A 21,630-nucleotide genomic window follows, 5' to 3' on the forward strand; every position below is an offset into this window, starting at 1 on the left:
GAGGGAGTGGAATCATGAATATCCAACAGATCAGACAGGATACGCCTCTGCATGAACGCTATGCATACCTGGACACTGCGGCAGCATCTGCACCTCCACGCCAAGTGATTGAGGCCATGACCGACTATTTGCGCAAAACAACAGAGCTGGGCCCCTATCTGCCCTCTTTTCGCAAGGAGACCTACGCCCGGGTGGATGCCATCCGGGAGGCGGCGGCCCGCTACATCGGAGCGGGGGCCAATGAAATCGCCTTTGTCAAAAACGGAACGGAAGCGATCAATTTCGTCGCCAGCGGCCTGACTTGGTCGGAAGGAGATGAAGTGATCATCGCCGATCTGGAATTCCACAGCAATTTTGTACCGTGGCTGCGGCTGGAGCGCGAGGGCAAGATCAAGCTGAAGGTTCTCAAGACGGACAGAAGCGGGGTTATCTCCCCAGCCGCCCTGGAAGAGCTGATCACTCCCCGGACGAAATTGATTTCTGTTTCTCACCTGCCCAATGCTTCAGGCGCCCTCCAGCCGATCGAAGCGATCTGCGAAATGGCCAAGAGGCACGGCGTGCTGACGCTCGTAAACGCCTCGCAAAGCCTGGGGATGGTCCCCATCGATGTGAAAAAGGTGAAATGCGATTTCCTCGCCGCATGTGGCCGCAAAGGACTGCGCGGCCCGGAAGGCTCAGGGATTCTCTTTATCAGAAGCGAATGGATCGAGTCCATCACGCCCGCCTTGATCGGATGGGGCGGAACGAGCTGGGATTTTGACACCAACGAGTACAGCTTCCTGCCCATCGCCAAGCGGGTCGAAGCCGGCTGCCCGATCGTTCCTTCCATTCTCGGTCTGGGAGCGGCTCTGGAATACGCTTCAGCGATCGGCGTCGAAGCGATTTACGAGCGGGTTCGCAAGCTGACGGCGTACGCGGTGGGACAAATGGAAAAGATTCCGGGCATGGTCATCTACGGACCCGAGCGGCTGGAAGACAGACTGGCGCTGATCCCGTTCAACGTAAAGGGCTTGTCGCCCGACCGGATTACACAGTATCTGGAAGAGAACGGCATCATCATCGAATCCGGCACCTTTATGGCCAACACGATGCTGCAGCAGTACGGCATCAATAAAATGGCCCGCGTATCGCTCCATTATTTCAACACCGAAGAAGAGATTGACAAAACGGTGCAGTTGATTCTGGACCTTTTGCAGAAGGAGGGGCAGCAATGAATAAATTCATCATTCAATCTGCTTTCAATGTGATGAAAAACGGGCTGAAGGTGAAGCGGGGCGAAGAGGTCGTCATTGTCGCGGATGACAAGCAAAACGAGCAGCTCGTCGACGCATTCACCACAGCGGGAGCGCTATTGGGAGCGAAAACGGGCAAGGTGATCTATCCGGTTGTCTCCACGCAAAACGAGGAACCGATGGGAATCGTAGCAGAGAGTCTGAAAAGCGCCGATGCGGCCGTGGTGCTGCCCGTTGTCTCGATTACGCATGTCGAGGCCATTCGCCAGGCGCGCAAGCAAGGGACACGCGTGCTCGTCTGCAGCGGTCTGGATGAACGGATGATGACGGGAGCCGTCAACGCCGATTACGAAAAAATGAGCGAATTGACCAGCCAATTCGTCGCTATGCTCGAATCCGCCGAGACCGTTCGCGTGACCTGCCCCAACGGGACGGACATCACCTTCCCGATCAAAGGACGCTCCACGATGGCGGTAGACGGCATCTGCGAGGAAGCAGGCCAATGGAATTTCGCCCCGGCCGGAACGACTGCGACTGCGCCGCTTGAAGGAGCCACCAACGGAACCATGGTGTTTGACGGCAGCCTGGCGCCGTTCGGCATTGTCGACAAGCCGGTCGTGCTGAAAGTGGCCGACGGCATGATCACGGAAATTGAGGGCGGCAACACAGCGGTGGAATTCGAGGCTCTCTTGCGTTCCTTCAACAACCCGAATGTTTACAACATTGCCGAGATCGGTATCGGTACCAATGACAAGGCTGTACTGAGCGGAAAGCTGATCGAGGACGAGCGGATTCTCGGGGCCTTCCATGTCGGGATTGGCAAAAGCTTGAACATCGGTGGGAATGTCGATGCGCCTTTCCATACTGACGGGATGATTCTGAAGCCGACTATGTGGATTGACAATCGGTTGGTTGTGGAGAACGGGACGATTCTGGTTTAGCGAGCCAAGCGGCAGAGACGGCTTGGGAGCTTGAGTGTTTCCCTATGATTCAGATTGTTTGGAAAGCCCTGCGTGCTAGCGGGGTTTTTCGTTTTTCAGGGAATAGGCTTCTTTCTTTCGCAGCCACTTTTTTTGGTTTTTGTGTTGTTGGACAGGCTTTGGGGGAGGAGATGAAAAAGGAGAAAACCGCTCCAGGTTCGGTGGGACACTGCGAGGGGGATTGACTGTCCGGCTCCATTCCAAAAGCAAAACCGCGTCCAAAAGCAGCCTGCTCAAGGAAGCATCTCAGAGTTGGACGCTAAAGGCGTGTTTTGCTTTTTCCATTTCGCCTGGGAGGTGTCCCAAAGACCTTCGCGTTTTTCTCCTTTTTCATCTCAACAGCTGCTGGTTTAAATCAAAAAACCGTTCGGCCCGAACGGTTTTGAGAGAGGCTGCCATGAACCTTGGCCAGCCTTGAAATATCCCACATGCTTTTTAAAGCTGGAAGAAGCAATTCCGCTCGACAGAGAAGCCTGTTTCCAGTCGAAGCGACTAGCGAAGTCCAGCCCAGCGGAGCAGTGATCCCGAGGAAACAGAATCGCAACCCATGAATCCACTGCGTAGCTGCGCGCCGTTTTGCGATTCCCTCGGGATCATTGCGGAGCGGACAGTTTCCGCATCCTTGTGGGACGTAGACCGGAGCAGAGAATGGAAACAGGCTTCTCTTCACCGCAGCAGCTTTCGGAGTGGAAGTGAGAAAAATGCCCCAGTGTTTGTTCAAATGCAGCTGCCCGGTTAATATCTTATTTCATGGGCGTAAGCAACACTCGCAAATCCTCAGCAAAAGGGATCAATTGACATGCGCCAAAACCTTTTTCCCCACGGCGAGCACCAGAATGCTGACAATCACCGCAACCGCCCCCGCATAGAAAGGCACATGCGGCGAATACCATTCGGCCAGCTTCCCTGCCAGCCACGGTGCGATCGCTCCGCCGGAAAAGCGGACGAAGCTGTACGCTGAGGAAGCGACTGCCCGTTCGACCGGGGCTACATCCATCACCGCGGTAGTCAAAACCGTATTGATGATGCCGAGTATGGCGCCGGCGATGACGATGGCGACGACCAGAGTCGTTTGCGATTCTACGCCGAATCCCATAACAGCAAGGACGATGGCCAGCAAGAACAGCATCATGTTCAGCGTCGGGATCGATCCGTATTTCCTTTGCAGCAGCGGCGCTATGATCACCGAGGTAATCGCGAGCATTACGCCCCAGAAGAAAAAGACGAAGCCGAGGCTGTGTTCATCCATGTGCAGGACAAACGGAGAGAAGGCCAGCAGAGTAAAAAATCCGTAATTGTACAAAAGGGCAGTGGCGGCCAGGGTAAACAGTCCCCGGTGAGTCAGGGCCCGCAACGGATCGGCAATCGAGCTGCGCCGTTTGGGAGCTGGGACTTCGTTCAACAGGACAAAAACAGCGAGAAAAGCGATGGCCATCAGTACGGAAACGCCAAAGAACGGTCCCCGCCAGCTAATGCCGCCAAGCAATCCTCCGAGCAGCGGCCCGACGGACATGCCCAGTCCGATCGCCGCTTCGTACAGAACGATCGCTCCGGCCGTACCGCCGCTGGCTACACTGACGATCACGGCAAGTGCGGTGGAAATGAAAAAGGCATTTCCCAATCCCCACCCGGCGCGGTACCAAACGATTTCCGTAACGGAATTCGACATTCCGCCCATAAAGGCAAAGACGATAATCGCCAAAAGACCGAACAACAGCGTAGGCTTTGGACCGATCCGGCTGGATACCCACCCGGTTACGAGCATCGTAATCCCGGTCATCACCATGTAGCTGGTAAACAGCAGGGATACCTGGCTGGGGGTGGCGTTCAGCTTTTCGGCAATCGCCGGCAGGATCGGGTCGACCAGACCGATGCCCATAAAGGCGACGATACAAGCAAAAGCGACAGCCCAGGCCGATTTGGGCTGTTTAAACAAGGTTTGGAAAGAAGCTCCATGACTGCTCACTGATGTTCACTCCTTGCTCTCTTTTTCCAATTCCCGCTTCTTATTCGTAATGCGAGTCAGCTTTTCATCGTATCCCTGCAGCATCTCCGTCAGCTTGTTCAGCTTTTCCTGCAGAACGTCCCGCTGTGCTCTCAGCGTTACCTCCAGCTCTGTCAGCAAGCGCAGCTTTTCGCCCACATGCTGGTCATTCGCATGCTTATCGGAAAAGTAGTCCTGCTTCAAAAGCTCGTAGCGTTTGCCAAGATCCATGATTTCCTTGATTTCCTGCAGGGAAGCGCCGAGGAGATCACGGGTGTTTTTGACGTGCAGAATATGGGTGACGTCTTCGTCCGTGTACAGGCGGTACCCGCTTTCCGTTCGGCCGGACGGACTGACCAGGCCCAATTCTTCATAGTAGCGGAGGGCCCGTTTGGTGAGATTGGTTTTTTTGGCGACCTCCTCGATTTGATACATGAAAGGTTCCTCCAATCACAAATAAAAAATGACATCTCCTATCTTAACAGACATTAACGTTGACGTAAACGTAAAACTATGGGAAAGGTTATGAAACGTGTACTTTTCCTAGTTTTCCTAAAAAAAAGAAGACCAATCATAAGACTGGTCTTGTCAGTTGATACCTGTATCCCAACTCGGCAGACATCTCCTGTACGGTTGTAAGCAACTCATTGCGAATCACATCTTGCTGAGGAAGCACGCGATCTGAAGGTCCAATTACGCTGATCGAGGCAACCACCTCGCCAGTCGAATCGAAGATCGGCGCGGCCATGCCGGTTACTCCGACGTTTCGCCGGTTAGAGCTGAATTCATAGCCGCGCTCCCGGATGTCCTGCAAATTTTGTTTGATTTCTTCGACGGAGGTAAAAGAATGCGGCGTGTAGCCCTTGATCTCCTCCCGCAAAATTTCATCCTGAAATTCTGGCGTCCGGTATGCCAAAAGCACGCGGGAGGCGGAAGTCGAATACATGGGAAAGCGCCGGTAGGTCTCGAGCGTAAACCGGATCGGATGGGGCGAATCCGCTTTGCTCACATAGATGGCGTCTTTTCCATCCTGTATGCAAAGGACAACGAGCTCCTGGGTGCGGGCCAGCAACCGTTGAATATACGGCGTTGAAAATGCGACGATGTCATGGTTTTTGATCACTTTGTCCCCTAATTCCAGCAATGTATAGCCAAGCGTGTACTGCTTGGTTTTTTCGTTTTTCCGGATAAATCCCTCCGACTCCAATGTGGTGAGCAGCTTGTGCACAGCCCCCTTGGAAAGCTGCAGCCTTTTGCTGAGCTCTGTCACTCCCATCTCCGGGGGACCGTCCAGGAACATTTTCAATAGCTTGCAGCCATTTCGTACTGAAGACAAAACCTGATCCATAGGTCATTCCTCCGTAACAGGCATTGATAGTAGTCAAGCATAATCGAAAAGCTTTCAAAAGGAAAGGGGAGAATCCTCCCTCTACTCAGACTATCTTGAATTGTCAGTATACTTATGGTAGTATAACACCAATGTTCTTGAATAGCAAACATCGTTCTCTATTCGTGAACAAAAATCGGAGATACGGGGGATGAAGACAAGTGAAGAAAAAGACATTATCGCTGCTCTCTGTTCTTGCATTGACAGGTTCACTACTCGCAGGCTGTGGTTCGTCCACTTCTGCACCGCAATCATCTGCGCCACAGGGCCAACCGGCAGACAACAAGAGTGCCGGACAAGCCGAGGCTCAATTGGAGGACACGCTGGTCATCGCGGGCAACGGGGCCACTGTCGAAAAGCTGATGAAAGACGTGATCTTCAAAAAGTTCAACGAGAAATATCCGAATGTCAAGCTGACGTACGTGTCTGGCGTTTCCACGGAAATTGTCGCCAAGGTGAAGGCGCAGAAAAACTCGCCTCAAATTGACATGACCGTCATCGAGGGCGGCGAGCAGGAAAAAGGCCGCCAGGAGGGGCTTTGGGAAGCGATCTCCGAAGCGGACATTCCGAATATGAAAAATGTCCCGGATGACTTGAAGATCGCGGAAAACAGCGGCGTAACCGTCAACTTTACCCCGATGGGCATTTCCTACAACAGCGAATTGGTCAAAGAAAAAAATCTGCGGGTACCGGCTTCCTGGAATGACCTCGCCAAGCCGGAAGTAAAAGGCTATATTACGATGACTGATGTAGCCAGCAACTTCGGCCGCTCCGCGATGATCATGATGGCCTATGCAAACGAGGCTCCGAGAAAAACATCGAGCCCGGCTTTGAAAAAATGAAAACGATTGCGGGATATATGCCTACCTTTGCGAAGAGCGCGGCCCAGCTGCAGCAAAACCTGCAAAACAAGAGCGCGGCGTACACTACCTGGACGATGGCTCGCAGCCTGACCCAAAAAGACGCCGGACTGCCGCTGGAATTCGTCTTCCCGCAAGAGGGCGGAAACATCGTTCCGAACGTAGCGACATTGGTAAAAGGGGCCAAGCATCCGAATGCGGCAAAGGCATTTATCGACTTTTTGCTGAGTGACGAGGTACAGACCATGTACGCGACGGAGCTGTACTACAATCCTGCCACTGCTGTGAAGCTTCCGGAGGATGTGGCGAAGCAATTGGAGTTTGACCGCAGCAAGGTCGTAAACTTCGACTACGATGTCATCGGGAAGGAAACGGCCAGTTGGCTGGACCGCTTCAATAAAGAAATCGCACCCATTACAGGAAAGTAGGTGTCTGTTTGAGCAAGGTGATTGATGTCGAACTGCGCAGCCTCATGAAGAAGTTTCAGAACAATATCGTGGTTCAGGACTTCAACCTGCAAGTGGAGCAGGGAGAGTTCGTCTCGTTTTTAGGGCCGTCGGGTTGCGGCAAAACGACCACGCTGAATATGATCGCCGGTTTCCTTGACCCGGATGGCGGCGATCTGCTGATCAAGGGACAGCGGATGAACGGTGTCCCTCCCTACAAGCGTGAGCTGGGAATGGTGTTCCAGACCTACTCGCTCTTTCCGCACATGACCGTAGCGGAGAATATCGCCTACGGGCTGAAGCTGCGAAAAATCAGCAAATCGCAGATCCAGGAGCGGGTGGGACGCGTGCTTGATCTGGTCAAGCTGCCGCATGTCGCAGACCGCTACCCGAAGCAGTTGTCCGGAGGGCAGCGGCAGCGCATCGCCATCGCCCGTGCGCTGGTCATCGAGCCGTCTCTGCTCTTGCTGGACGAGCCGCTCAGCAATCTCGACGCGAAGCTGAGAGAAGAGCTGCGCGATGAGTTGAAACGGCTGCACCAGGAAATCGGCGTTACGACCATTTTTGTGACACATGATCAGGAAGAGGCGCTCTCCCTGTCAGACCGGATCGTCGTGATGAACCACGGCTTCATCGAGCAGATCGGCACACCGAAGGATATTTACAACCGGCCTGCTTCCGAATTTGTCCATACGTTTATCGGCAAGACCAACCGTCTCGAGGGAGAAGTCGCCGGGCATGAAGGCGACTCCTTGATCATCCAGACAATCGGCGGTCTTCTGGTAGAGGCAAAGTCTGCAAACCTGATGCTTCTCCCCGGGCAAAAAGCAACCGTTTTTATCCGTCCGGAAAAAATCAGACTGTCTGCCGATACGGCACCGGAAGGAAGAAATCGGGCCAACGGTCAGTTGAAGCTCAGCTCGTTCCTCGGTTCCTATACGGAATGCGAGGTGCAGGCAAACGGGCACAGCATATCTGTCAAGCTGCAAACGGTCGATAAAGGCGTGGAGCTCGTCCCCGGCAAGGCTGTCTCTTGCAGCTGGGATGCGGAAGATGTGCTGGTCATGCCGGCGGAGAGGGGATGACGATGAACAAAAGGCTGTCGATTCTTCTTTTGACGGCACCGAGCATGATCGTTCTGCTCGGCGTCTTTCTTCTCCCGATGCTGCTCATGCTGCTGCTCAGCTTTCAAAATGACGAGCAAGCCTTCAGCGTGGAAAACTACTTGTTGTTTGCAAAGGACCCATATTATGCGGAGATCATGTGGAGGACGATACGGGTCAGCCTTTGGACCGTACTCTGTTCGCTGGTCCTCGGCTTTCCGGTGGCGATGTTTATGGCTCAGGCGACGGGAAAGATGCGGGGCATCGTGACCATGCTGATCCTCGCTCCCCACCTGATCAGTGTCGTCATCCGCAATTTCGGCTGGGTGGTCGTGCTCGGGGAAAAGGGCTGGATCAACGAGGTTTTGCTTGCGCTCGGACTGATCAAAGAGCCGCTCCGGTTGCTGTACAACGAGCTAGGCGTCGTAATCGGTCTGACGGACTCCTTTATCGCCTATATGGTACTGGCGATTGCGACCAGCCTGTATGCGATTGATCCGTCCTTGTCCAAGGCCGCCTCGATCCTCGGGGCATCCCGGGTGCGGACCTTTTTTACCGTGACACTGCCGCTCAGTCTGCCGGGGCTTGTCGCCGGGACGACACTCGTTTTCAGCCTGTCCATGAGCGCATTCGTCACACCTGCACTGATGGGGGGAACGTCGGTGAAAGTCATGCCGGTAATTGCTTATGAACAGATAATGGCTACGCTGAACTGGCCGCTGGGAGCGGCGCTGGCATTTCTGCTTTTGGGCAGTACGATTTTGCTTGTGACTCTCTACACCAGGCTGATTGAGACCAAGCGATACAAAGAGGTGTTTTCGTCATGACAAAACTGAAACCGCTTGGCCTTATCACCTTTTTTGTACTCATCCTGGTAAACCTGCCGTTTCTGGTTATCATACCGAGTTCATTTACCGCGGCGGGATATCTCTCTTTTCCTCCCGAAGGCTTTTCCTGGCAGTGGTACACGATGATTCTCGAACGGCCGGAATTTATCGAATCGTTCTGGTTCAGCATCAAGCTCGCGGCCATCACCGCTGTGCTGGCAACCCTGATCGGCACGCTGGCAGCGATGGCCCTGCACAGATACAAGTTTCGCGGAAAAGGAATCATCAACGGCCTGCTGCTGTCTCCTTTGACCGTTCCATCGCTCATTATCGGGATTGCCGCGCTGCTGTTCTTTACGCGTATCGGGATAGCCGGTACGTTTACCGGGCTGCTGCTTGCGCACATACTGATTTCCATTCCGTATGTCGTTCGTCTCGTGTTGACCGGATTAAGCACGTTTGACTATACGCTGGAGAAGGCGGGCTACATGCTGGGAGCGCGTCCGCTGCGGGTGTTCTGGGACATTACCCTGCCTCTGCTGCGTCCGGCTATTGTGTCAGGGATGATTTTTTCCTTTTTGACTTCTTTTGACAACGTGACGGTATCCCTGTTCTTAGTGGCGCCTGACACGACAACGCTGCCGCTGGCTATTTTCACCTACATGCAGGAGACGCTCGATCCTTTGGTTGCGTCCATCTCTTCAGTGGTCATCCTGCTCAGTCTTTTGTTTATCGTCATCCTGGAAAAGGTGTACGGACTGGAACGGCTGTTTGGACTCAATTCTCAATCCCACTAAGGAAGAGGCACAATGGACATCCACTTATTATTGCAACAGTATCAACAGCAATTGATCGAGGATCTCAGGCAGTGTGTCAACATGGATTCGCCTTCGCGCAGCAAAGCGCTGGGGGACCGGATGGCAGACTGGTTTGGCAAAAGGTTTGTCGAGCTGACAGGCGGGCAAGCGGAGCGTATCGCCAATGAACAGTATGGAGATCAGCTGCGCTGTGTGCTCGGAAACGGCGAGAAGCGGGTGCTCGTCATTGGACATTACGATACCGTTTGGCCGGAGGGAGAGGCGGACCGCAGGCCATTTGCGATAAAAAATGGCAGAGCGTACGGCCCCGGCGTGTACGACATGAAGGCAGGCGTACTGCAGGCGTTCTACGCTTTGCGGGCCCTGCAGGAGCTGGGGCAATTCCCCGCTGACAAGCAGGTCGTTCTCCTTCTGAACAGCGACGAAGAAATCGGCAGTCCGACCTCGCGACGGTTGGTAGAACGGGAGGCGGAAGGGGCGGTAGCCAGCTTTGTTCTGGAGCCGCCAACAGAACCGCACGGCGCTCTCAAAACATGGCGGAAGGGGAGCGCCCACTTCCAGCTTCGCGTGCACGGGGTCTCCTCGCATGCCGGTGTCGATCACGCCAAAGGGGTATCGGCTATCGAGGAGATGTCCCGGATCATTCAATACTTGCATACCTTTACCGATTACGAGGTGGGCACGACGGTGAATGTCGGGCTTGTCAAAGGAGGAATCGGCTCGAATGTCGTGGCGGACTTTGCCGAGGCAGAGGTGGATGTACGGGTGATGACGCTGGAGGCTGCAAGGCAGATGGAACAGCTTTTCCACTCCTTGCAGCCGAGTCTTCCCGGTACCCGCCTGACCGTGACCGGAGGCATGCGACGACCGCCGATGGAGAGGACAGACAAGATCGGCAGGCTGTTCGCTTTGGCAAAAAGCATTGCCGAGCAAGAAATCGGGATCGAGCTGGAGGAGTCCGGTACGGGCGGTGTCAGCGACGGCAACTTTGCTGCCGCATGCGGTGTCCCAACGCTTGACGGGCTGGGGGCCAAAGGGGGCTATGCCCATTCCCCGGACGAGTTCATCGAGATCGACCAGATCCCAGTCCGGTCGGCTCTCTTGGCGAGATTGATCGAAAGATGCTGATAACAGTCCGGTCGGCGCTTCTGGTAAGATTGGCTGAAAGATGATGACAGACAAACCCCTCATCCTGGCGACAAGGATGAGGGGTTTAGTTTTGGCGGCAGAGGGCCGTTTCGTTCCATAAAAAAAGAAAAGCACCATGTCTTTTTTTTCAAGACAGGTGCTTTTTCGTGTGTCCCCTTAATTTCCTGCTTCGCCCAAAAATTCGGCTTTTTCTTTTCCGTATTGATAGATGTAAACCTGGGAGTGCTTGTTGTCGCCTTTTTCGTCAAAGGTGACCTTTGTAAACAGACCGCTGAACTCGTTCGTGGCGCGGATTGCATTCATGACCTGCTCGCGGGTAGGCTTTTTGCCCCCGTTTTCTTGAATCGCCTTTTCCATTCCGTTCAAGGCGACCAGTGTAGCGTCATAAGCAAAAGGAGAGAACGCGCCTGGCTCTTTGTTGAAGGCTGCCTTGAATTTTTCTACCCATTGCTTGCCTTGCTCCTGCGAACGGATGTCGCTTACGACAGTCGCATAAACGATCCCTTCCGCAGCGGGTCCGGCGATTTTATACATATCCGCCGACTCCAATCCCTCGCCGCCCATGAATTTGCCGGTGAAGCCCTTTTCGCGGGCTTGCTTGGCGATGATGCCCATCTCCGCGTACATGCCGCCGTAGAAGACAAGATCGGGCTTTTTCGCCACCAATTGGTTGACGATTGCGCTGTAATCCTTTTCGCCTGCGGTGACCCCTTCGTAGCCGACTTCGGTTACCCCCAGGTCCTTGAATGCTTTGCGGACCTCGTCGGTCAAGCCTTGGCCATAGGCCGTTTTGTCGTGAGCGAGGTAGACCGTTGCGGCTCCCAACTTGTCTTTTGCGTATTTGGCTGCGGCAGGAGCGATCTGGTCGTTGCGAGCGACGAGCCGGTTTACGCTCTTTCTGTTCGCTTCCGTCAGCTCGACCCCGGTATTTGCAGGGGAGATCATTGCGAGCTTGCCTTCTTCATACTTGACAGAGGACGGGATGGCGACGCCTGTATTGTAGTGGCCGACCACCGCGTACACGTCCGGGTCGGAAATCAGCATTTCCGCGTTGGATACGCCGATTTTCGGGTCTGCCTGGTCGTCCTGCGGGAAGAGCTGGATCTCAAAACCAAGCTTTTTAAACGCTTCGGCACGCTCTTGCACGGCCATTTGCGCCCCGAGCTTGATGCCGTCGCCTTCGAGCGACTGGGCTCCGGACAGCGGACTTTGGGTGGCAATCTTGATCACGTTCGAGCTTCCGCCTCCGGCCCCTCCTTCGGAAGACGGAGCTGATGGAGCAGAAGATGGAGCGGTGGAAGGTGACGAAGCGGTATTCCCGCCGCCGCCCGTACCACATCCGGCAACGAGCGAACTGGTCAGTAGAGCGGAGAGTAAGAGCATCGTTTTCTTTTTCACAATGAGACCCCCAAGTAATTTGTGAATAATATATATTTTTTATAAACATATCAACTGATAGTGGCCGCGTCAACGAATATTCTTTCTAGTTGAAATAATAAAAAAATACAAAACGATAAAATAGAATTATTCCATGCAAAAACAACTCGGCCGCCCCCGGTTAAATAAATGTAAGACCCAAAATAAATGAAAGGCCAAAAAGCTCCGGGAGGTCCGGAGCTTTTCTGCTGGTTTGCTATCTCTTTACGGGTAGCGTAATCGTAAAGCAGGGGCCTTCCGCTTCATTGCGGACAGCGATGCTGCCTTTGTGGGCTTCAAAGACAGCGCGGGCGATGGCCAGACCGAGTCCGTGCTTGCCCGATTTCCCCTTGCGGAACCGCTGGAACAGTTGCGGGAGCAGAGCTTCTTCGATCGGCGGACCGTCATTTGCGATGGTGATGACGACCCTGTCGTCCGCTTGCCGGCCGGTCACGACCAACTGGCTTTTTGCGTAGCGCAGCTGGTTTTCCAGGATATTGACAAAGGCAGTGCTCAACTGCTCGCCATCGCCTTCGAGGATGAGGGCGGGCGGCAGATCAAGCTGCCAGGAAATGTCCGGGTTCAGCACGGAGAGCCGCTGCTCCAGCAATTGAAACATCTCCGTCACATCGACTCTGCCCATCTGCATCATTTGCGAGACGGATTCGATTTTGGTCAAGTACAAGAGCTGTCCCACGACCTTTTCCAGTCGCTTGCTTTCCTGCATGATCGTTTGCAATCCTTTTTCCGCCTGCGGGCCCTGGAAGACTCCCTCCAGCAAGCCCTGCGTGTAGCCTTGTATCGCCATGATCGGTGTTTTCAGCTCGTGGGAAATATTTTGCACAAAATGGCGCTGAGATTCGTCGTGTTCCTTCAACTGATCCTTCATCGTTTCAAAGGAGCGCGCCAATTGGCCGATCTCGTCCCCGCGATCCAGCGTGAGCGGCGTATCAAACTGTCGCCGGGCGATTTTCTGGCAGGATTCGTCCAGCGATCGGAGCGGTTTGCTCAGGTAGCGGCTGAACCAGACGGCCAGCAGCCAGCTGATCAGGAGCAGCACGACAAAGATCATGAGAAACTGCCTGGTCAGCAGCGAGTTGATTTGATTCAGCTCGCGTTCTTTGGAGAACAGCACCATATAGTAGGGAAAGCCGTGGTAGTCCATCAGCCTGCTGACGAACAGATAGTCTTCTCCCCCGCGCTCCAGGGTCCCGTGCTGGAGCTTGTTGCCGGGATAGGAGGCCGCTTTCTTGTAGAGTGCGGCCGCGTCGTTATAGGAAAACCGTTCCCTCTCCGTAATGCGGCTGCCCAGCTCTACGCCGTCGGTCGAAAAGACGATCATGTCAAACGAGTATTCATAACGAGACAGCAGCACCTGCAAAAAGTAAGGGGCGGCTGCCGGTACCGGTAACAGCTCGTTGTGCTCGTTAAAGGAGATGTGGTCGGACAGGGTGTAAAACTCCTGCTCCAGAAGCGAATACGTATTGTTGACCAGGTACTGCTTGACGGCAAAAGGAAAAACAATCCCGACTCCGATCCCCAGCACGCTGGTCAAGAGCATGAACAGGATGAGGATTTGCCGGGAGAGCGGCAGGTTTTTCAGTCGGAATTTGCTCATGTGCGGGTCATCCGGTAGCCGAAGCCATAGACAGTCTCCAGCGGAAACTTGGGCATTTTCTTGCGGATGCGCTTGACCAGATCGTCCACAGCCCGATCGGAACCGATGTAGTCCTCTCCCCAGATTGCTGTCAGGATTTGCTCGCGATTGAGCGCCAGGCCCTGATTGTGGAGGAGGTAGACGATCAGCTCAAATTCTTTAGTTGTCAGCTCGATCTGGTTCCCGTTTTCTTTTACCTGCCGTCCCTTTTCGGAGATCTGGTACGGCCCGATCGTCACCCAGTCCTCGTAGGAAGCCTGAATGGGAGCAGGGACTGCGGCCCCTCCTTTTTCATAGGTGCGCTGCAGCAGCTTTTGCACGCGAATGACGAGTTCACGCGGCAGAAACGGCTTGGCGAGATAATCGTCGCTGCCCAGCTCAAGCCCGATGATTTTGTCCATGTCCTGATCACGGGCGGAAATAAAGACGATGGGCACGTCGGATTTGCCCCGGATCAGGCGCAGCAGCTCATAGCCATCGATGTCCGGGAGCATGATGTCGAGAATCCATATATGGGGCTGCTCCGGTTCTTCCAGGACGGGGAGAACCTCGGCGCCGCTTTGAAACGCGCGAACCTGAAAACCGGCGTTTTGCAGATACGATTGCAATAGCTCCAAGAGGCTGGTTTCGTCATCTACCAGATAGACGAGGTAGGGAGTTTGCATGGCTTCTTCCTCGCTTTTCATCTGAGTTTGCATAAATTGTAGCACAGTCGCGGGCCGGATGTGTGGGAGCGGCGTATGAGAATCGTGGAAAACGTGTGGAAGCAGGATTCTGTTTTCCTTTCAGAGAAAAAAAGAGGGTGCGAGAGAAAACCGGAAAGGAGCGTTTTCATGCAAAGACGCATCACACGAACTCTCATGTTGCTTTCTCTGGCGCTGCTTGCAGCGTGTTCGAACAAACCGGCTGACACGACGCCGCAGCCCGAGCAGCCGCCCGCTCCGATTGTGCAGCCGCCCTCGGCGGAACCGCCAAAGCTTCCTTACACTGCGCCGTTTACCGGCCTGGGCAGCCAGACAAGGCTGGACCAGCGGCCGATTATGGTCATGATCAACAATGCACCGCAGGCCCGCCCGCAATCAGGGATTAACAAGGCGGATCTGGTATACGAAGTGCTGGCAGAAGGGGAAATGACCCGCCTTCTCGCCGTTTTCCACAGTCAAAGGCCGGAAGTGATCGGACCGGTGCGCAGCATCCGTCCCTATTTTATTCAGCTTGGAGTTGGGATCGATGCCATGCTGGTTCATGCCGGCGGCAGTCCGGATGCGCTCAACACGCTGGCTCGTTCCGATTACAGCCACCTCGACGAAATTCCCAACGGCCGCTATTTTTGGCGGGAGAAGTTTCGCCACGCCCCGCATAATCTGTATACCAAACCGGAGCTGATTGAGCAGGCGATGCTGGACAAAGGCATTCGCATGACAGGCGAGCTGCCGTACTTTCCGTTTTTGCCGGAAGATGCCGAGATCACGGAAGGGGAGCCGGCGACAAAGGTCGATCTCGTCTTTCATTCGCTCAACAAAGCAGGCTTTGTTTACGATGCAGAAAAGAAAAAGTACATGCGGCTTACAGAGGGCAAACCGCATCTTGATCTGACGACAGACGAGCAGCTCTCGACGACCAATCTGCTGGTCATTGCCGCAAAGCATCGCGTGCTGGATAGTGAAGGCCGCCGTCAGGTGGACGTCGTCGGTCCGGGAGATGGCTATCTGTTCCAGCAGGGCAAGGCGAAAAAAATCAAATGGAAGCGGGCTGGCGGCGTCATCCGGGCTTACGAGGACGCTTCCATGACCAAGGAAGTGCCGCTTTTGCGCGGCAATACATGGGTTTCGATCGTGCCGAATGCCCCGGCGATGACGAGCTACCTCAAGTTTGAATAGGTTTCGGAGAATAGGGGCTTGCAGGGTGGCCCTGTTTCTTCTAAGATAATCTTGTAAGCTTTAACGCTTAAAAATTTTACAGTGAAAAAACTTCCCTATGACGGGGTGATCCTGATGCAATTGGAAAAACTAAAAGGAAAAGGGATCGAGCAGCTGTTTGAGGCCGTTCTTTCCTTGGAGACGATGGAAGAGTGCTATCAGTTTTTTGATGATCTCTGCACCATCAATGAAATGCAGTCGCTCGCACAGCGTCTGGAAGTGGCACGCATGCTGCGCAAGGGCTACACCTACAATCAGATCGAAGCGGAGACGGGAGCGAGCACGGCGACCATCTCACGCGTCAAGCGCTGCTTGAACTACGGCAACGACGGTTATCAGCTGGCGCTTGAGCGGATCGGAAAATAGGCAGGAGGCAGCACCGTTGATTGATTATCGCAGTTGGCGCCATACCTTTAAACTGGACCCGGATAAAACCATCGGAGACGATGAGCTGGAGGCTTTATGCGAATCCGGTACGGATGCCATTATTGTCGGCGGCACCTATGGCGTGACATATGACAACACGCTTGAGCTGATGTCTCGGATCCGGCGTTATGCGGTACCTGCAGTCCTGGAAATCTCTTCGCTGGATGCGGTTGTACCCGGCTTCGATTCGTATTTTATTCCGCTGGTGATCAACGCGGGGGATGCAGATTGGCTGTTTGCCCCGCACGTCAGCGGCCTCAAGGCTTTCGGCCAGTACATACATTGGGACGAGATCATTGCCGAAGGCTATCTGGTAGCCAACCCTGATTCGGGTGTTGCCAGACTGACAAAAGCCCGCCCGATAGAAGGCGCTGCGGAAGCCAAGGCGTATGCGCAGACAGCCGCAAAAATTTGCCGCCTGCCAATTGTCTATCTGGAGTACAGCGGGGCCTATGGAGATCCGGCTGTAGTCCGGGCATGCAAAAGCGGCGCCGGGGAAGCGCATCTGTTTTACGGCGGCGGCATCCGGACGGCGGAGCAGGCAGCGGAAATGGCGGCCTTGGCTGATACGATTGTCGTGGGCAATGTGATTTACGAAGACTTGCAGGCGGCTTTGTCTACCGTTCGCGCTGTGAAAAGGTAGGCGGAAGGGCTGTAGTTGGAAACAGGCATAGTGTGTTCAGCAGGAGAGACTCAGAAACGGGTCTCTCCTGTTTTGTTGGGGAGCATGTGTTTGAAATTGGAAGCATGCATGTTTCGCTCCATGCAAAATGAAAACGGCCTTGCGTCCATGTGTACAAGGACTAAGGCCGTATAATCGGCTGACGCGCTCGATTCAATCTGCCTTCCGTGACAAACAGGCGCGTTCAGACAAATGAACGATCTTTTGAACAGGTTTTACTTGTGCTTGTTGCGCGGCACGTAATCCGGGTAATCCGTGATAATGCCGTCAACGCCGGCGTCCAGCAGCGGTTCCGCTTCTTCCGGCTTCCGCACGGTCCAGACCGACATTTTCATTCCGCGTTCGCGCACGCGTTCCAGCAATTCCGGGGAAAACATTTTCAGGCTGGGATTCACATAATCTGCATAAGTGGCAAATTCGTCGAGCATCTCATCGGTCAACTGCTCTGGCTTGTTGGTCAAAACGCCGACAGGAATGTCCGGCAAAAGCTCGTGGAATGTTTTCATCGAGTCGAAGTTAAACGATTGCACGATGATCTTGTTATTTGCGGGCTTGTCCATGTTTCGCTCGCGCAAGGCATCCGCTACCATCTCTTCTACGCCCGGATACAGCTCAGGAGATTTTAATTCGATCAAGATGCCGGTTTTGCCGCGGAATTCATCGAGCACCTCTTCAAAAGTGGGGATTTGTTCGCCCGCAAATTCCGGATCGAAGTAACTGCCAGCATCCAGCTCGCGGATTTCTTCAAAGGTCAAATCCTTCACTTTTCCGGTGCCGTCGGTAGTGCGGTCCACGGTATTGTCGTGTATGACGACCATTTGCCCGTCCTTTGTCACTTGCACGTCGATTTCGATGTAGTCAGCCTTCATTTTCACTGCCTTGCGAAACGCCGCCATGGTGTTCTCGGGTGCATAGCCGGAAGCGCCACGGTGGGCGACGGTGTCTACGCGGTGGGCATGTTCATTGGGTGCTGCCATAGCTGCCAGCGGCTGGAGCAATCCGGCAACAAGTACTGCGGCCATCAACGTTTTTCCCAAGCGAATCATGTAAATCTCCTCCTCGACGTTTTTTGGCTCCCACAGGCGATGACAAAGAAAAGAGGGAGCATGGTCTGCAGGCTGGAATATGCGATGGTGTTTTCGGGGCCCCAAAAACAAAAAATCACAGATTCCCCCCAGCGTGTAAGCTGAATGGAATACTGTGAATCTCCTGTTCTCCATCACAATATTCAAAATATTCTGCTGAGTTCCAGTTTACACGAAGTCTTCCCTCAAATCTACACGGTTTGGAAAAATCATCCTTATAGCCTAAACTCTCATGCTGCTGGCATGACGGAAGATAGGGGGGGTGCAGGTCTTTTGAACCTGTTCATCAACAAAAAAGGAGGGGGCTCCATGAGACCGATCAAGCGCAGCCGCTGGAGATTGGCAGCGGGTATCTGCTATTACCGCATCAAACGTTATAGAGAATGGCTCTTTGGCCGAAAAAAGTATGCCAGACTGAGAAAACCGGAGAGACTTCCTTGCCTGCATAAACATCATCAGACCCCTTTGCTAAGGCAACTGCAAAACGTCGAGATGTGGATGCAGCACAACAAAGTAACGAACCTCCGCATTGCGTCGGAGCGATTGGATGGAATCGTCGTCCGTCCGGGAGAGACGTTCTCGTACTGGAAGCTGATCGGAAAGCCGACGCGGCGCAAAGGGTATCTGGAAGGGATGCTGCTGTCGCATGGGCAGGTGCTGGCTGGTGTGGGGGGAGGCTTGTGCCAGCTGTCCAACCTGATCTACTGGATGACGCTGTTTACACCGCTTACTGTGACAGAGCGGCACCGGCACAGCTACGACGTCTTTCCTGACACGAGCCGCACGCAGCCATTTGGCAGCGGAGCGACGTGTTTTTGCAACTACCTCGATCTTCAAATTGCCAATCAGACGAACCAGGCCTTTCAGTTGCGTCTTTCGCTTGGGGGTGGCTGCCTCGTCGGAGAGTGGCTGGGCGAGTATTCGCCGACGCGGCGATACGAAGTATATGAAAAGAAACACGCGATCACTCCAGGGCTCTGGGGCGGCTACGAACGCCGCAACCTTCTGTACCGGCGCGTGTATGACCTGGAGGGCGAACTGATTGGAGACGAGTTTATTGCGGAAAACCGCGCGTATATGATGTATGAGCCGCTTTTGCCCGGCCGCGAGCCTGCAGGGTAAGAATTCAAATGTTTACTCTGTTTGCCAGCAATCCCTCCTCTGGTTTGACTGGAACTCTCCCTCGATCTGTGAGAAAATAGGAACATATGCTTTCGTTCGGGAGCGTTTTGAGAGGCAGGAAAGGTGGAAGTTATACATATGTCTACAGTTGACCGAATTATCGCCGGACTAAATCCGCAGCAGCGGGAAGCGGTCCTCACAACAGAAGGGCCGGTTCTTATACTCGCAGGTGCAGGCAGTGGCAAGACCAAGGTGCTGACCCAACGGATTGCCTATCTGATCCAGGAAAAGCGCGTGGCCCCCTGGAGCATTCTGGCGATTACCTTTACCAACAAGGCGGCCAGGGAGATGCAGAACCGCGTGGCCGCCATCATCGGCCGCGAAGCGGAGGACACCTGGATTTCTACATTCCACTCGCTCTGCGTCCGCATCCTGCGAAAAGATATTGACCGTCTGGGCATAAACCGGAGCTTCTCGATCCTCGACGCCGGCGATCAACTGTCCGTTATCAAGCAATGTCTGAAAGAATTGAACATAGATCCGAAGCAGTACGAGCCGCGCGGCCTCCTGGCGGCGATCAGCGGGGCCAAAAACGAGCTGACAGATCCAATCCGTTACTCGAATCTTGCCGGAGATGCCTACTCGATGGTCGTCGCGAAGGTATACGAGCTGTACCAAAAGAAACTGAAAAACAACCAGTCCCTGGACTTTGACGACCTCATCATGACAACTGTCCGGCTGTTTAAGGAAGTGCCGGAGGTTCTCGAATACTACCAAAAGAAATTCCGCTACATCCATGTCGATGAGTATCAGGATACGAACCGGGCCCAGTACATGCTCATCTCCATGCTCGCGGACAAATTCCGCAACGTCTGCTGCGTCGGGGATGCCGACCAGAGCATTTACAAGTGGCGCGGGGCGGATATATCCATCATTTTGAACTTTGAAAAGGATTATCCGGAAGCGAAATTGATCAAACTGGAGCAAAACTACCGCTCGACCAAAACGATTTTGCAGGCGGCCAACCAGGTGATCGCAAACAACGTCATGCGCAAGGAGAAAAAGCTCTGGACGGAAAACGAGGCAGGGGAAAAAATCACTTGCTTCCAGGGGGATTCCGAGCACGACGAAGCGTATTTCATCGTAGATACGATCCGCAAGCAGATGCCCATTTACAAGCGGTACGACAAATTCGCCGTCCTGTACCGGACCAACGCCCAGTCCCGCGTGGTCGAGGAAGTGTTCATCAAATCGAATATCCCTTACACCATCGTGGGCGGCACGAAGTTCTACGACCGCAAAGAGATTAAAGACATTTTGGCTTATTTGCGGGTGATCTCCAATCCGGATGACGACATCAGCCTGACGCGGATTATCAATGTGCCGAAGCGAAATATCGGCGATACGACAGTGGAAAAGCTGCAGGCTTACGCGAATGCCCATGGCCAATCCCTGTACGGCGCGATCCAGGAGGCGGGCTATATGGGACTGCCGGCACGCACGACCAATGCGATCCTTTCATTTAATGACCTGATCACCAACCTGATGCAGATGACCGACTATCTGTCCGTGACCGAGCTGGTGGAGGAAGTGCTGAAGCGCACCGGATACCGCGAGATGCTGAAGGAAGAAAAAACGCTGGAGTCCGCGGCGCGGCTGGAGAACATCGAGGAGCTTTTGTCCGTTACCCAGGAGTTTGAGCGGAAGAACGAGGACAAGAGCCTGCTTGCCTTCCTGACCGACCTCGCTTTGGTAGCCGACATTGACACTTTGTCGGATGACGGCCAGACCGAGGAGGAGGTATCCGCTGAAGGCCAGGTCGTCCTGATGACGCTGCACAGCGCCAAGGGTCTGGAGTTTCCGGTCGTCTTTCTGGCGGGAATGGAGGAAGGCGTATTCCCTCATAGCCGTTCGCTGTTCGACGACGCGGAGATGGAGGAAGAAAGACGCCTCGCCTATGTAGGGATTACCCGGGCCGAGGAGCGGCTGTATTTGACATCGGCGCGGATGCGGACCTTGTTTGGCCGTACCAATGTGAATGCGCCCTCGCGCTTTTTCAAGGAGATTCCTGCCGAGCTGTTGGAAGGAAGCCCTGTTCAAGAATCAGGCGGGATGCAGGGAGGCTCCTTTGGACAGCGCGGTTACGGCCAGCGAGACGGGTTTGGCCGCTATGGAGCGGGTCAGGCGGATGCGGGGACAAAGTCCGCTTTTGGACAACGCACCGGCACTACAGGCACCTCTGCCTTTTCCCGTCCGGCCATGGCCGCTCCGACCAAATTGCAAGGCCATGGCGGCGGCTCCGGCATCGATTGGAAGGTAGGCGACAAGGTAAAGCACGGCAAGTGGGGCACCGGTACGGTCGTCAAGGTGAAAGGAAGCGGAGACGATACGGAGCTGGATATCGCTTTCCCGAGTCCGACCGGAATCAAAAAGCTGCTGGCAAAATTTGCTCCGATCGAGCGGGGATAGTATTCTATACGGTACAGAATCTTTTGCAAGCAAGCTGAATCACGAAAGCGATTTGCCCGGGAAGCGCT

18 protein-coding genes and 1 pseudogene are annotated in these 21,630 nt (G+C 54.2%); 12 read left to right on the top strand and 7 right to left on the bottom strand.

Annotated elements, in window-relative coordinates:
• Positions 1-14: 14 nt before the first annotated feature.
• Together EDM54_RS00395 and EDM54_RS00400 are read left to right on the top strand one after the other, a co-directional pair.
• On the top strand, positions 15-1,214 hold the full coding sequence (locus EDM54_RS00395; RefSeq protein ID WP_122957576.1) for an aminotransferase class V-fold PLP-dependent enzyme: 1,200 nt from the start codon (positions 15-17) through the stop codon (positions 1,212-1,214).
• On the top strand, positions 1,211-2,173 hold the full coding sequence (locus EDM54_RS00400) for an aminopeptidase (RefSeq protein ID WP_122957577.1): 963 nt from the start codon (positions 1,211-1,213) through the stop codon (positions 2,171-2,173). Before EDM54_RS00395 ends, EDM54_RS00400 begins: the two co-directional genes overlap by 4 nt.
• Positions 2,174-3,002: 829 nt before the next feature.
• Here the strand turns inward: EDM54_RS00400 and EDM54_RS00410 are convergent.
• From EDM54_RS00410 to EDM54_RS00420, 3 genes are all read right to left on the bottom strand, one after another.
• The gene (locus tag EDM54_RS00410) at positions 3,003-4,178 is read right to left on the bottom strand and encodes an MFS transporter (protein ID WP_122957579.1); all 1,176 of its coding nucleotides are present in this window, start codon (positions 4,176-4,178) and stop codon (positions 3,003-3,005) included.
• Between the two features lie 6 nt (positions 4,179-4,184).
• On the bottom strand, positions 4,185-4,631 hold the full coding sequence (locus tag EDM54_RS00415) for a MerR family transcriptional regulator (protein WP_122957580.1): 447 nt from the start codon (positions 4,629-4,631) through the stop codon (positions 4,185-4,187).
• Positions 4,632-4,767: 136 nt separating this feature from the next.
• Entirely contained in the window at positions 4,768-5,544 is a 777-nt protein-coding gene (locus EDM54_RS00420) for an IclR family transcriptional regulator (protein WP_003389421.1), read from the bottom strand.
• A 200-nt stretch (positions 5,545-5,744) separates the two neighbouring features.
• On the opposite strand from EDM54_RS00420, the pseudogene EDM54_RS00425 reads away from it, so the two are divergent.
• From EDM54_RS00425 to EDM54_RS00445, 5 genes and pseudogenes are all read left to right on the top strand, one after another.
• A pseudogene (locus EDM54_RS00425) lies at positions 5,745-6,871 on the top strand (ABC transporter substrate-binding protein).
• Between the two features lie 8 nt (positions 6,872-6,879).
• Positions 6,880-7,974, top strand: a complete 1,095-nt coding sequence (locus EDM54_RS00430) for an ABC transporter ATP-binding protein (RefSeq protein ID WP_003389419.1) — start codon at positions 6,880-6,882, stop codon at positions 7,972-7,974.
• Between the two features lie 2 nt (positions 7,975-7,976).
• Positions 7,977-8,819 (top strand): ABC transporter permease, encoded by an 843-nt coding sequence (locus tag EDM54_RS00435; protein ID WP_003389418.1) that lies wholly within the window; start codon positions 7,977-7,979, stop codon positions 8,817-8,819.
• Positions 8,816-9,616, top strand: a complete 801-nt coding sequence (locus EDM54_RS00440) for an ABC transporter permease (RefSeq protein WP_003389417.1) — start codon at positions 8,816-8,818, stop codon at positions 9,614-9,616. The genes EDM54_RS00435 and EDM54_RS00440 overlap by 4 nt, the downstream gene beginning before the upstream one ends.
• 12 nt (positions 9,617-9,628) lie before the next feature.
• Positions 9,629-10,765 (top strand): M20 family metallopeptidase, encoded by a 1,137-nt coding sequence (locus tag EDM54_RS00445; RefSeq protein ID WP_122957581.1) that lies wholly within the window; start codon positions 9,629-9,631, stop codon positions 10,763-10,765.
• Between the two features lie 177 nt (positions 10,766-10,942).
• Here EDM54_RS00445 and EDM54_RS00450 read toward each other — a convergent pair whose 3' ends face one another.
• From EDM54_RS00450 to EDM54_RS00460, 3 genes are all read right to left on the bottom strand, one after another.
• Positions 10,943-12,184, bottom strand: a complete 1,242-nt coding sequence (locus EDM54_RS00450; RefSeq protein ID WP_039070048.1) for a branched-chain amino acid ABC transporter substrate-binding protein — start codon at positions 12,182-12,184, stop codon at positions 10,943-10,945.
• 235 nt (positions 12,185-12,419) lie between these two features.
• Positions 12,420-13,820, bottom strand: coding sequence for a sensor histidine kinase (locus tag EDM54_RS00455; RefSeq protein ID WP_122957582.1), 1,401 nt, complete (start codon positions 13,818-13,820; stop codon positions 12,420-12,422).
• Complete coding sequence (locus EDM54_RS00460) at positions 13,817-14,524, bottom strand: response regulator transcription factor (protein WP_003389411.1); 708 nt, start codon at positions 14,522-14,524, stop codon at positions 13,817-13,819. The genes EDM54_RS00455 and EDM54_RS00460 overlap by 4 nt, the downstream gene beginning before the upstream one ends.
• Positions 14,525-14,692: 168 nt before the next feature.
• On the opposite strand from EDM54_RS00460, the gene EDM54_RS00465 reads away from it, so the two are divergent.
• The 3 genes from EDM54_RS00465 (at position 14,693) to pcrB (ending at position 16,847) form a co-directional block, all read left to right on the top strand.
• Positions 14,693-15,739, top strand: coding sequence for a DUF3048 domain-containing protein (locus EDM54_RS00465; RefSeq protein ID WP_031932046.1), 1,047 nt, complete (start codon positions 14,693-14,695; stop codon positions 15,737-15,739).
• Positions 15,740-15,853: 114 nt separating this feature from the next.
• Positions 15,854-16,144: a YerC/YecD family TrpR-related protein gene (locus EDM54_RS00470; protein ID WP_003389409.1), complete on the top strand. Its 291-nt coding sequence runs from the start codon at positions 15,854-15,856 to the stop codon at positions 16,142-16,144.
• A 16-nt stretch (positions 16,145-16,160) separates the two neighbouring features.
• A complete protein-coding gene (gene pcrB, locus EDM54_RS00475) occupies positions 16,161-16,847 on the top strand; it encodes a heptaprenylglyceryl phosphate synthase (protein WP_003389408.1) in 687 nt (228 codons plus the stop codon).
• A gap of 254 nt (positions 16,848-17,101) precedes the next feature.
• Here the strand turns inward: pcrB and EDM54_RS00480 are convergent, their stop codons facing one another.
• Positions 17,102-17,932 (bottom strand): glycerophosphodiester phosphodiesterase, encoded by an 831-nt coding sequence (locus tag EDM54_RS00480; RefSeq protein WP_003389407.1) that lies wholly within the window; start codon positions 17,930-17,932, stop codon positions 17,102-17,104.
• Positions 17,933-18,280: 348 nt separating this feature from the next.
• Between EDM54_RS00480 and EDM54_RS00485 the strand changes: the two genes are divergently transcribed.
• Both EDM54_RS00485 and pcrA read left to right on the top strand, forming a co-directional pair.
• Positions 18,281-19,093 (top strand): VanW family protein, encoded by an 813-nt coding sequence (locus EDM54_RS00485; protein WP_122957619.1) that lies wholly within the window; start codon positions 18,281-18,283, stop codon positions 19,091-19,093.
• Positions 19,094-19,231: 138 nt separating this feature from the next.
• On the top strand, positions 19,232-21,562 hold the full coding sequence (pcrA, locus tag EDM54_RS00490; RefSeq protein ID WP_024983561.1) for a DNA helicase PcrA: 2,331 nt from the start codon (positions 19,232-19,234) through the stop codon (positions 21,560-21,562).
• The last annotated feature ends 68 nt before the right edge of the window (positions 21,563-21,630 follow it).

Origin of the sequence: Brevibacillus borstelensis, assembly GCF_003710865.1 — a bacterium.
Taxonomy (GTDB): Bacteria; Bacillota; Bacilli; order Brevibacillales; family Brevibacillaceae; genus Brevibacillus; species Brevibacillus borstelensis.